Source organism: Mucilaginibacter lutimaris, from assembly GCF_042676625.1.
GTDB classification, from domain to species: Bacteria; Bacteroidota; Bacteroidia; order Sphingobacteriales; family Sphingobacteriaceae; genus Mucilaginibacter; species Mucilaginibacter lutimaris.
In genome coordinates this window covers 1,364,087-1,376,367 of the sequence record NZ_JBHTIA010000003.1, presented here as the reverse complement: position 1 = coordinate 1,376,367, position 12,281 = coordinate 1,364,087, and the positions used below count along the sequence as shown (strand labels likewise).

Genomic DNA, 12,281 nt, shown 5'->3' with positions numbered 1-12,281 from the left:
ATATTGAAACAAGTCTATGATAGTTTTTCCTTAAAGCCACCTTAGTAATCAATTCAAATTATAATACACGAAAGAAAAATCGATGGTTAACTTTTAAAGTTGTTAAGGCTCCGAAATTTCTTCTAATCTACTTTGTATCCATAAAACAGCTAGGTTATGGATATCAATAAATCATGGCTTTCAATGTGGCGAACAATTAACATCTTAATATAGTCGCTTAAATTACCCTTAAATAACAATACCTATTGAATAAAAAATGTCTTTTTCAGTCCTCCTCAGACTGGACATAATTCGAACCATTTTGTAGAACAATTAAAGATTTTAAATGCATTGGCTATTGCCTAATATAAACCCCTTTGCTTGTTCAAGGTATCTAATACCTGCAGCCGATAGAGCTTTCCAATAGGTACGATATTGCTTTCTAAATTTATTTCCTCCTGCGTGTAAGAATCAATCCTATTTACCGATACCAGATAAGACCGATGCACTCTAATAAATGATGATGCAGGCAGCATAGCTTCAAGCGATGTGATCGCATACTTGGTTATGACCGGGCCTTTAGTGGTGTTTATTTTGACGTAATCTTTTAAGCTCTCGACGTATAGAATATCATTAAGCATGACCTTTACCATCTTTCGGTCGGCCCGGAAATAAAGGAAAGCATGATCAACGGCGTCCTGGGCGTTGAAGGGAGCTTGGTCATCAGAACGGTCTTCCTGCGCGGGCAATGCCTTCATGACCGCTTTCAGGAACCGATCAAAACGGATGGGCTTGACCAGGTAATCCGTAACATCGAGCTCAAAGGCCCTGACCGCATAATGTTCAAAAGCGGTCGTCAGGACTATTTTTGGCGGATCAACCAATGTGCCGATCAGATCCAACCCGGTGACCTGTGGCATCTGAATATCAAGAAAAAGCAGATCGATGTGGTGTTGTTTTAGCATGCTAATGGCCTGCACGGCATTACCATATTCCCCGATGAGGCTAAGCATCGGTATCTGGCTGATATAACGCCGAAGTACCTCCCTTGCGGGTGGCTCGTCATCAATGATGAGGCAATTGTATTTCTTGATCGGTTGCATGATAAACAGTTTTGACCACTTGAGCACGTGCGGTTGCCAGTGTGATCGTCAGATTGACAATGTACATTTCTTCTTCGTTATTGATCACCAACTCATGTTGACCCGGATACAAAAGCTCCAGACGTTTGCGGACATTGGCGATCCCGATCCCGGGGTTCGAATTGTTAACGGTGGCCGGCTTGCCATTGATCAGTTTCATCGACAGTTCATCATTATTTATATAAACAGCAAGACTGATCCAGGGGTGCTCGGTTACCTGGCTTGCACCGTGTTTGAACGCATTTTCAACGAAGGGTAAAAGCAATAGCGGGGCGATCAAATGATCGGTAAATTTTGGCATTTGAATAGATAAGTCTAAACCCTCATCATAGCGGGTCGACTCCAGCTGAATATAATCTTTGATCATTTTCAGCTCTTTGTCAAGCGGCACTAACGGCTTGCTACAATCGTAGAGGATATAGCGGAGTAGTTGGGACAGGCCCATGATCATTCCGGATGCCTTCTCGGATACTTCCTGTGTGAAGGAGTAAATATTATTTAGCGTGTTGAACAGGAAATGAGGGTGCAGCTGTGCTTTTAGCATTTGCAGTTCAGCATTCGCTTTTTCCTTTTCCAGCATCAGGGCGGCTTGCTGCCTTTCATAGAAGCACTTCATCAACTTGATCGCAGCGGCTACACCGCCTACGGTAATACTTCCCCGCAAACCAGCCAGCATGGCTACACCGAATTGTATATAAAATGCAGGATGAGGCTCACGGGCAACGAGCGGCGATAGCTTATCAGCATTGAGATGACGAAAGTAGTCGATCACTGTTAGGGATAAGACTGCTGATAATGCCGCCGTTAAAAAAACTAAAACGACCGCACTTATAGTAGCCCAGCCATATCTGCCCGGCAACACCAAGTTAGGAATGACCAGGTACATCAATGTGTAAGCCAAAAACATACTTGGGACCAGATACATTAAAGTTTCCGGCGAGGTGATGATCAAGCGATGGAGAAATGGTTGTTGTTGCAACGCAGGTGACGGCGAGAAAGAGTATAGCAAAAGCTGGAACAGGAACCAGAGCAGCCAAAAGATTAGATGCCGCGACAACCGCCATTTGATACTGTTTGAATAAATAAATGGTATTTGCTGCATCGAATTTAATTATCATACTAAGATACATATAGGCTATCAAAGCATACTATTCCCGGCGACATATTCGACAAACCTAACTAAGCAGTCTATCAGATCATTTCGTCGTCGACGAAATGATCTGATAGACAAAGATAAGGTGTATGCTTTCGAATTGGCTACGTCGGGCTACTTTCCGGCTTTCATATGATCAACGCCAGTAGATTTGAATAAAAACAAATACTATGAAAGCATTACTCACCTTAATTTTTTTGACCTGTATATCGCTTGGTGCGTTCGCGCAGATCGATACTGCGAGCTATCCAAAGGAGCGACAGGAGATCCGGCAACTCCTGCGGAGCCAGGGACCAGGCACAAATATCAATTGCGCGGATATGATCGCGGTCGGTCCCAAAGGCGATATTTCCTTCACCCGTCAGCAATGGATAGAAGCGCAGAAGAAGGAAAAACTGGTATTCAAGGCTGTTAGGCCTATACCCGGCAATGAGTTCATCAGGATCTATGATGGCACCACCGCAGTGGTCAATTTGCTGATCAATGTTAACATTGTTGTTGATGGCCGTGATCTGAATATCAAGGTCCGCCGTTTGGAGGTCTACCACAAAACCTCCGGTAACTGGTGCCGCGTAGCTGGCCAGGGCACGCAGGTGGACGAGAATATATTTCCGATAAATACAAACCATAAACCTTAACCATATCACCATGAAAAGAATGATCAGGTCCATTCTTGCGTTTATCTTGATCAGCACGTTGCTGCTTGGCGTAGCCTGTAAAAAAGATAAAACACAAAAAGATCCGGACAAAGACACAAAAGGGCTTTACAGCTTTTCAAACACAGAATATAAAGGCATTGCAAACGTAGGTAATCATTACTATCCGCGTCCGTAATCGTTACGGTTCGGGGCTAATGACAGTGTTACCGCGTGGTCGCACTTAACGCTAAGTGTATGTCGCCGGGGTGATGTGCACGGCAAAATAACCAAGGTTGAGGAGGATGCCCAGGCCAAACTCAGGTTACTATAATGTTTGATCTGCCGGGCGATGAGCAATTCAATTCGCCGCAGGTGTATACCATCTCGGCCGATAAGTCAAAGATAACAGGTGGTACTTCACCCATCATATCTATGATTGATATGAAATTATTTCCTAAAGATGCGCCCAGCATTGTAGGTACCTGGGAGCAGCCTGAACACCCCGAATGGTTTCCGGATGTGAACGCTATTATGTTTCTTAATCCAAGTGAAACTATACCAGGGCAAACCTTATATACCCAAAACGGAAAAGCAATATATGCCACTGGCGGCCAGTCTTTACGCCATAGGGCATATTACAAACAAGATGGCTCACGTATCACATTTTTTGGAGCGCACCCCACATTGAGTGAAATTTATGATATCCCGTATTATGGTGTGCTTTCAGCAGACGGAAAAACATTATACGTTGATCCTTATGAATTTACAGCCGCCAAGATCACCACAACACTAAGCACTTTTGAATGGTACGGGCCGAAAGGCAAAACGCCATGGTTGATCAGGCAATAAAAAAAGTCAATAAACTATCTGCCAGATAGTAAAAACTTCACCATTAAAAGGCTAAATGGTTTTGTGCTGTAAAAGAACTGTATTTGGAAATTATCGGAAGCGGTTAGCCGATAAATACCATAAATTAACATCGTTATAAAAAAATGCCATCAAATTTTACTTTGATGGCATTTGCTCCCAGAGTGGATATAATCCGAACCACTTGGTAGATCAACTTAAGATCTTGAATGAGTTTAAAGTTGGATAATTGGAGATGAATATCCCGTTTCAGGACCAGTCGTCAGGGAAGAAATTTACGTCTGACAGCTGAAAATATTAAAAGCAATTTTCATCGAGAAATTCGTTAATTTGATATAGAACTAAATGATTGCAGGGTTGCAAAAGTTTAGGAACAAGGATTGGGAAAATACTCAAGCCTTGAAAAATTGATTATTTCCAAAACAGATTTTCCTTTTATAAAGTAAAGATTTAGAATATAAGAAAAAACTCAAACGCTCGTATCAAGTTATATCAATTACCAAGATCGTGTCTTTACAGTTTATGCAAACATCAATTATGTTTGTAATTATTGTTTTAATATGATACAGGCGCCACCCCCAGGTGCAAGATTTACATGAATGATATCTTTCGTTTCGACGTTCCTTTGAGAAACCTTATAACTTTCATTGTTGGTATGATAATCTGCATTATCGCCATCTTGGATAATCGTTACATGGTATTTACCCTTTTTTAAGAAGGAAAGTGGTATATCTAATTCCCGCGCGTTTTCATTGGTAGCTACGCCAATAAGCCAAGTTTTATCGGCAGCTTGCCGCGCCATAACTATATATTCGCCTATTTCCCCTTTAATGGTTTTACTTTCAAGCCAGGGCATTTTTTGCGCAGCGATAAATTGAAGTATCTCGGGATGCTTGTTATAGTTTTCCGGAATATCGGGGATGACCGTAACACCGGAAAACGTAATCAAGGTACGAGCGGCCTCAGCTGCCAAGGTCGTATTGGTCGGGTACGTTGGTGCATGGGTCCTTCCTTTTTGATTAAGATCGGCAAGACCATTATTCATATCAAGCGGACCGGCAAGCATGTTTACGAATACTGAAGTTACAAATGTCCTGGGTTCAAGAACTGTGGCACCATCAAGCTGTGCCTGGCAGAACTCGCGTGTAACAGCGTTAGGAAAAGTGCGCATCTGTCCATAAGGATGGACCGGGCCATCATGGAAATCGCATAACAGGTGATTTTTAGCACATACTTCAGTTATCATGCGTGTTCGCTCATTCTTTTCAGCAGGGGTTCCGGACATAAATCCGTATTTTATACCTGCAGCGCCCCAATCACTGTATTGCTTCAAGGTTTGCTCGATCGGAAACTGGCGCCCGCCAACATCATTTAAGTATAACCAGATGCCCACGTTTTTCGATTTCCCATAGCATATTATTTCGTGTACCTGGGCTACTTTCCCCCCTTTCAGCGGATCTGATTCCTTCCCGAACTCGGGGCCGTACCAGTCGGCATCAAGCGCCAGATATCGAATATTATTAGCAGCTGCAAAGTCTACCATTCTTTTCCAGGAAGGAAGCGACATATCATATTTAAAGCCACCGACCTGTGCGCCTGCGATCCGCCAATCCCAAACAGCAACTCCAGGCTTTACCCACGAATAATCCATGTTTTTCGATGACGGAGGGTTCAATAGTTCGATAATATGCGAATCAACCAGTTCGCTGGCTTTTGTACCATACATAAGCACCTTCCAGGCATCGTTAGGTTGAGAAGCAATCGAAAATAAGGTTTCCCCCTTTTTAGATTGGAGCACCATCGGCTCACCCGACGATAAATCAGCTTCATGAATGGCAAGATAACTATTATTGTCTACCTTGACTGTCATTACCGGTAAACGTTTATCGTCGCAATCTGCTAATTTCTCGGGTCCAATGTTAGCGTGCTCACCATTGTAATACCATGCCGTGTAATTGCCGCTGAAATTAAATTGAGTAAGATCACTGATCCCGCTTTTTTTGGGTGAAATGTATTTAAAAGCAATACCATCATTATAGGCCCTGAAAATTACTTTATAAGTTTTCAGGTCTAAGGTCAATTCATTGTAATACTCTGGCACAAGGGCTCGTTTTCCCCAAACCGGTTTCCAAACTGACCTTACTGAATGTCGCGACACCCTCGTGGGCAAAGGCTCGCCAACACCGCTTACACCCAGCCTTGAATTTACGATCATTGTTTTTGAATTGGCTGTAAACGAATAATTTAAGCCGTCGCCTGTTTTATAATTAAGTTTTAATTGTAATTTATTGTTTGGCGATGTGATAACCATCGGAAATTTAATGGATGCCGGACTGCCAGAACCTCCGGTATAAATGCTTTGTGCTTGTAGTAAAAGTGGAAATAATAATAAAATATTTAGTGCTCTCAATTTCATTAACAATTATAGGTTTTTCAATATTACAAACATAGCTTGCTAACCGATCTTTAAATTCCATTTAAATTGTTCTGTTAGGATGGCGAAACTGTTCCAAATTGTGTAAGACAGCCTCCAAAAAAATCCCTGAAACCGAAGGCAAGTGGAGGCCGGTTTTATCAACATTGCACTGGATATCAGCATGCAGGATAGATTATATAAACAAACACCATGATCAGAAAATTAAAGTTCGGACATTACCACAGTGCCTGTTAAATATCTCAGAAAATGCGACGCGGTCCTGTCTGTTAAATAAGGTAATCAACTCGCTATTTGTGAGCGTGGTGTACGACTTACGAAACACTGTTTAACAAATTTTGAATTGATATCATTAGTTAAAAGCCGGACAGGACCGCTGATAAGTTTAAAACGAACCTTTTTCCTTTATTCCTAAATAGTAACCCAGATTTTTCTCTAACTCCCCGCCGCCTACCTGCCCTGCAAGTACCGCAAGACTTTTGAACTTCCTTGATAAGGAAGGCCAGGTCATAGATTCAGCAAATTCTGTGTAAGATTTAAGGAAGTCTTTATGCGGAGGCAACGATCCGCGATTGATCTGAGATTTCGCTTTTGAAAGTGCCTGTTTGTCAAAAGATGCCAGCCGCTCAGCAATATTTAATACAAAACCGTCAAGTTCATCATCCGGAAGTGCTCTTGTTATCCATCCATATCTTTCCGCGGCCTCTGCATCGTAATCTATACCGGTCAGGATTGCTTCGAACGCTCTGTCGCGCCCGATAAATCGTGGGAGCCATTCTGCTCCCCCGCCCCCAGGTAAAATACCTGTACCTACTTCAGGCTGGCCAAAGTATGCTTTTTCTTTACTTGCATATCTCAGGTCCATCGCTAAGGCAAGTTCGTTACCACCACCCCTGGTTCGGCCCTTGATCACAGCAATACTTACAAAAGGCGCTTCAGACAATTTTAAAATGATCTCAGTCCATAGTGGATTGTTTTCTACGGTTTCCGATACAGGGAATTCGCTGAACTTTGACAAGTCAAAATGGTTATAAAAATAATCATTCGTTCTGCTGGAAAATATGGCAACTTTTAGGTTTTCATCCTCATATAAATCTGTTATGACATCCATAAGCTCAGAAACTGTTTCGGGACGAATTAAATTTACCGGCGGGTTATCATATATTACATTTGTGACCTGCGCATTAATTTTTTCTATTTGAATGAATCTGTATGTTCTCATTGTAACTGTATTATTCATGAAAGAAAGCTTGTATTTGTCGGAACAAACACAAGAACTTGCATTTTGCAAGCACTAAAAATATGCCATATGATTCAGAAAAAAAAGACTATTTAAATTTTATGAAAGAAAATAAGAAAAGATCCGACTGTCCGGTTAGTAATACGCTGGAAATCCTTGGTGATAAATGGTCATTACTTATTGTTCGGGACCTCATGTACAAAAAAAAATGCACGTACGGGGATTTCCTCAAATCATCTGAAGGCATTGCCACGAACATATTAGCAGCTAAGCTTGTAAAACTCGAAGACAGCAAAATAATAAAGAAACAAGCACATCCGGGCAATAAATCGAGCGTACTTTACACCCTGACCGAAAAGGGAATTGAATTACTTCCTACGATGATCGAAATGAGTTTGTGGGCAGAAAAATATTTTGATCTTTCTGCAGAGTGGAAATCAGTTCTTGAAACGGTCAAAAAAGATAAAACCGAATTTTTACAGAATCTAATGGACAAATTGAAAGCAGAAACCGGTAGCTGAAACAAACAGGTTATTAAAACCTCTGCCCATGAATTCTTTCAAAGCTCACCGTAAGGCCTTAGAAACTCTTATACCATTTCAAGCCAGATCAGAAAATAAACAGGCGCAGAATATCCATCACACCGGCCCCTGTTTATTGCAGGCAAGTACCGTTGTATGCAAAAAATTCATTTGCGTGTGTTTAGTTGCGTTTTACGGCAGATATAGTAATGATTGATTGCTAAGGGATCAGCACGATCTTTCCATGAGTATGGCGTTTTTCGAGTTCATTGTAAGCTGCTTTAACCTCTGTCAGCGGATAAGTTCTAGCTACCGGGATCTCCAGTTTGCCTGCTGCCATCATCTTGGCCAGTTCGGTGAGGACACCAGCAGTAGAGGCGCTGCTCAAGCCCTCTGTCTTGGTGCCGAAACGCTTCGCCGCTTCAAAATCGATAACAGTATTGATGCGGTCAGGCTCAATTCCGAGTTTAATACCCAATTCTACATAACCGCTGCCAAAACAGTCGATAAGGGCATCGGCTTTCTTTCCGTCAAGCGCAGCGATTATTCCCTGTTCCGCGCCTTCACCATGTTCAACCGGGATAGCCCCCTGCGCCTTGAGCCAGTCATGGTTAGCTTTTCCTGCCAGGCCGATCACCCTAACGCCGATTTGCTTAGCCAGTTGTACGATCACGCTGCCCACGCCTCCTGCGGCTGCTGAAAGGACGAGGATATCGCCTTTTTTTAAAGTTACGGAGCGCACCGCCGCGTAAGCTGTACCGCCGACAACAAACAGACTGCCTGCCTGTTCCCAGGGCACGGAATGCGGTTTGAAGGTTAACTGATCCCGGCTGACGATAACTGTATCTGCCTGACTGTTCCTGTCATTGCTGAATCCTATCACTTCATCACCCGGCTTGAAATCCTTAACTCCCTCTCCCGCTTCGGCAACTACGCCGGCAAAATCACTGCCCTGGCCGGAGGGAAATGCCGAGGGAAACATCTTTTCCATTTTTCCCTCACGGATAGCACTCTCGCCCGGGTTTATGGAAGCGGCCCTAACATTTATCTTTACCTCTCCGGCCTTCGGCGCGTTCAAGATCTCTTCTTTAATATATAAAACATCAGTACCGCCGAATTTATCATAGCGTACTGCCCGGTAGATCTTCTTTTGATTATTTTCCATGACGGGATATTTAAACCTGTTTATGATAACACTCTGGCGTCTTCATATGGTTTGTCATGTTCTTCTCAAATCAGCAGATGCCAGCCTCCTCCAGTAAATTCAAAAATGACTTGATCGCCTGAGCGATCTTGTGAATAATCAGAAAATGAATACGGATGATTCATCAGCCTGAAGGAAATCTAATATATGATATCATCAATGACAGACCGCTGCAGCGTAAAATATTAGACGGCGCCTTCCCGGTATCACCTTTATTTCCGGTCTGATAATCTATCATAACGAGACAGAAAACCTGTTACCCGCTCTGAGCCCGCTCACACCGCCTCCGTTATAAGAAACGGTATACCGGCCAGGTGTAAGCTTATAAATTGCCGCCAGATCCATAGTTGTTTTGACAGAATCGTGTGCCGGAACAGTGATAAAGGCGCTTTCGGGCGGCGGCATTATCCGCCTGGCCATCGCCCCCTGAAAAGACGCCTCGTTGCCCAGACGGTCTTTGATCTCAAAATATTTACCTATACGCGGTTCAAACGGCGTTTCCCATCTTAAAAAACGCAATGGTTTACCGGTTGGATTGGTTACAGTAAATAGCACAGGAACACGGTTGCCCGATTTCATTGCCGGGGCATCAAACCTTACCTTCAGCTGAGCAGCCTCGTTCAGATATTCGTATCCCTTTTCCCGTGTAACATGCTTTGGACTGTGGCAGGATGCCAATACAATTCCTGCAGCAATGATCATATAGCGACGAATCATTTTTTTACTTATTTAATGATGAATAATTAACTACCCGCAAATCGACTTCCGTTGGAAATTGATTTAACCATAATTACGCCAAAGTGCCGGGCCGCGCTACATCGCTGCTAAGAAAAAACAGTGCATACCTGTATACCAGACTTTTAAATACGAGATCATTTTGGATAACCGTTGCTGAATATATGCAGTCTTTCTGCCGCCTGCCTTTAAATTTCAACCAAAGCGATATTTAATACAGCAGATCAGACAACAACGAAATATCGCCTGTTAACAAATTAAAAAATTCAATAATCAACTGTATATCAATAATTTAAAAAAAGGCACAATTATTTCAAAAGGCTTTTCATATTCAATCAGCCATGCACAACGTAACAGATTCACCAAAAGCCAACCGGGCGCTTACGAAGCGCGTTACCGAATTGCACCGGAAGGGTTACGATCACGACTTCGTATTAACACCCGCCTTTCAGCTTTTTTGTCTGCAGAATAATTATGTATTTATAATGGAAAGCACTTCTGTTACGCTGGTTGACCAGGTATATGATGATTTTTTCGGGCAATATAAATATGTATACGTAGTCGAATCTGAATGCGGAGAGAAAGGAATACTATTATTGGATTTTATCCATTTTGGTGCAATCGCACAGTCATCCTCATTCATCAATTGAACTAAGCTAAACGAAACGATAAAAGAATGATTTCCTTCAGTTTTGCTTACGTTTCGCCTGAAATCAAATCACTGTTATCATGCACTATATTTTGTTGCAGTATATCCTGTTGCTTGCGGCAGTAGTATTGCTGATTATGCTCGCTCAAAAGATCAGGATCGCCTATCCGGTTTTTCTTGTGATCGCGGGTCTGCTGATGGGCTATATCCCCCGCATACCGGAAATATCGATTGATCCGGACCTCATATTTCTTATCTTTCTCCCGCCACTTCTTTTCGAAGCCGCCTGGTATACCTCATGGAATGATCTGTGGAAATGGAGAGGACCGATAAGTCTGTTATCTGTTGGCCTCGTGATATTCACCTCCGGCATAGTAGCCATAGTGTCTGAATTTACCATTCCGGGTTTCACGTTAGCGCTGGGATTCGTACTTGGCGGCATTATTTCACCGCCCGACGCTATTGCTTCAACATTGATACTGAAACACCTGAAGATTCCAAAACGAATTACCGCCATCCTTGAAGGAGAAAGCCTGATGAACGATGCATCAGGCCTTATCATTCTGAAATTCGCACTGGCCGCAGTGATAACAGGTAATTTCTCATTTGACCATGCCCTGAGTAATTTTTTCGTGGTGACACTAATGGGTATTCTAACCGGCCTTGCAGTAGCATACGTGATGTATGCTATCCACAGGTATTTGCCTACAACAGCCAGTATCGACGCTGTCTTCACCCTGATCACACCCTACTTTATCTATCTCACTGCTGAAGAATTTCATTTCTCCGGCGTAATGGCCGTTGTAAGCGGAGGTTTGTTTCTTTCTTACCGCTCCCACGAAATTTTCATGAATGGCCAAAGCCGGCTGCAGGTGATCAGCGTATGGTCCACCCTTATTATCATCATGAACGGACTGGTGTTTATAATGATAGGCCTTCAATTGCCCGGAATCGTAAAAAGCATGGGTACCCGTTCTTTATCAGAAGCTTTGAAATATAGTTTCACGATCGCAGTTGTTGTTATAGTTATCCGAATGTTGTGGATCTATACGGCTACGTTCCTTCCGCGCCGGTTATTCAAAAGCCTCCGGACAACTGAGCCGCAATGGGACTGGAGGAGTGTATTTGTCATCGGATGGGCCGGAATGCGCGGTGTGGTTTCACTTGCCGCCGCACTTTCGCTTCCAACCCTGACAGACGACGGTCGGTCATTTCCGCAAAGAGAGCTGATCGTTTTTATCAGCTTTGTCGTGATACTTGTCACTCTGATTTTCCAGGGGCTCAGTTTACCATGGATCATAAAAGGCCTTAAATTAAAAAATACGGATACGGATACAGCCGAAGACCAGCAACTTGCAGAAATACAATTGCATCTAACCAGGGTATCTCTGGCCATCCTCCAGGATAAATACGCTTTGGAATGTGAAGGCAACGAACTGGTTAACGGATATAAAACGGAACTGGAACACTTGATGGCGCAGGCCGCGGAGCATCTCAGATGCATGACTTGCGGAGTTAGCGGCAAAAAGGAGATCGATCAATATAATAACGTTCTTAAAGACATCTACCGGCAACAGCGGCAGGCACTTTATCAGCTAAAAAAGGAAAAATCATTCAGCGATGAACTTTTGAGAAGAGAGGAAAAGCAGATAGATTTTAACGAAGCAAGGATATTGGAAAGATAAAATCAAACAACCGGCCTTTAAACCTTACTGCATG

Annotated in this window: 12 protein-coding genes; 6 read left to right on the top strand and 6 right to left on the bottom strand. The window is 42.9% G+C overall.

Annotated elements, in window-relative coordinates:
* Positions 1-341: 341 nt before the first annotated feature.
* Both ACFQZI_RS07125 and ACFQZI_RS07120 read right to left on the bottom strand, forming a co-directional pair.
* On the bottom strand, positions 342-1,082 hold the full coding sequence (locus ACFQZI_RS07125; RefSeq protein WP_377140354.1) for a LytR/AlgR family response regulator transcription factor: 741 nt from the start codon (positions 1,080-1,082) through the stop codon (positions 342-344).
* Positions 1,045-2,223 (bottom strand): sensor histidine kinase, encoded by a 1,179-nt coding sequence (locus ACFQZI_RS07120; protein ID WP_377140352.1) that lies wholly within the window; start codon positions 2,221-2,223, stop codon positions 1,045-1,047. Before ACFQZI_RS07120 ends, ACFQZI_RS07125 begins: the two co-directional genes overlap by 38 nt.
* Before the next feature lie 221 nt (positions 2,224-2,444).
* Between ACFQZI_RS07120 and ACFQZI_RS07115 the strand changes: the two genes are divergently transcribed.
* The 3 genes from ACFQZI_RS07115 (at position 2,445) to ACFQZI_RS07105 (ending at position 3,761) form a co-directional block, all read left to right on the top strand.
* Positions 2,445-2,912, top strand: coding sequence for a nuclear transport factor 2 family protein (locus ACFQZI_RS07115; RefSeq protein ID WP_377140349.1), 468 nt, complete (start codon positions 2,445-2,447; stop codon positions 2,910-2,912).
* A 10-nt stretch (positions 2,913-2,922) separates the two neighbouring features.
* On the top strand, positions 2,923-3,108 hold the full coding sequence (locus ACFQZI_RS07110) for a hypothetical protein (RefSeq protein ID WP_377140347.1): 186 nt from the start codon (positions 2,923-2,925) through the stop codon (positions 3,106-3,108).
* A gap of 134 nt (positions 3,109-3,242) precedes the next feature.
* Complete coding sequence (locus ACFQZI_RS07105; RefSeq protein ID WP_377140344.1) at positions 3,243-3,761, top strand: hypothetical protein; 519 nt, start codon at positions 3,243-3,245, stop codon at positions 3,759-3,761.
* Between the two features lie 565 nt (positions 3,762-4,326).
* Here ACFQZI_RS07105 and ACFQZI_RS07100 read toward each other — a convergent pair.
* Together ACFQZI_RS07100 and ACFQZI_RS07095 are read right to left on the bottom strand one after the other, a co-directional pair.
* Positions 4,327-6,195 (bottom strand): glycoside hydrolase family 97 protein, encoded by a 1,869-nt coding sequence (locus tag ACFQZI_RS07100; RefSeq protein ID WP_377140341.1) that lies wholly within the window; start codon positions 6,193-6,195, stop codon positions 4,327-4,329.
* A 403-nt stretch (positions 6,196-6,598) separates the two neighbouring features.
* Positions 6,599-7,435 (bottom strand): enoyl-CoA hydratase/isomerase family protein, encoded by an 837-nt coding sequence (locus ACFQZI_RS07095; protein ID WP_377140339.1) that lies wholly within the window; start codon positions 7,433-7,435, stop codon positions 6,599-6,601.
* A gap of 119 nt (positions 7,436-7,554) precedes the next feature.
* On the opposite strand from ACFQZI_RS07095, the gene ACFQZI_RS07090 reads away from it, so the two are divergent.
* Positions 7,555-7,974, top strand: coding sequence for a winged helix-turn-helix transcriptional regulator (locus ACFQZI_RS07090; protein ID WP_377140337.1), 420 nt, complete (start codon positions 7,555-7,557; stop codon positions 7,972-7,974).
* A gap of 220 nt (positions 7,975-8,194) precedes the next feature.
* Here ACFQZI_RS07090 and ACFQZI_RS07085 read toward each other — a convergent pair whose 3' ends face one another.
* Positions 8,195-9,139 (bottom strand): NADP-dependent oxidoreductase, encoded by a 945-nt coding sequence (locus ACFQZI_RS07085; RefSeq protein ID WP_377140334.1) that lies wholly within the window; start codon positions 9,137-9,139, stop codon positions 8,195-8,197.
* A 273-nt stretch (positions 9,140-9,412) separates the two neighbouring features.
* Positions 9,413-9,895, bottom strand: a complete 483-nt coding sequence (locus tag ACFQZI_RS07080; protein ID WP_377140331.1) for a hypothetical protein — start codon at positions 9,893-9,895, stop codon at positions 9,413-9,415.
* Positions 9,896-10,254: 359 nt separating this feature from the next.
* Here ACFQZI_RS07080 and ACFQZI_RS07075 point away from each other — a divergent pair, with 359 nt between their 5' ends.
* Together ACFQZI_RS07075 and ACFQZI_RS07070 are read left to right on the top strand one after the other, a co-directional pair.
* Positions 10,255-10,563 carry a hypothetical protein gene (locus ACFQZI_RS07075; protein ID WP_377140328.1) on the top strand — a complete coding sequence of 103 codons (309 nt, stop codon included), beginning with the start codon at positions 10,255-10,257 and terminating at the stop codon, positions 10,561-10,563.
* Positions 10,564-10,642: 79 nt separating this feature from the next.
* Positions 10,643-12,247, top strand: a complete 1,605-nt coding sequence (locus ACFQZI_RS07070) for a Na+/H+ antiporter (RefSeq protein ID WP_377140326.1) — start codon at positions 10,643-10,645, stop codon at positions 12,245-12,247.
* Positions 12,248-12,281 lie beyond the last annotated feature (34 nt).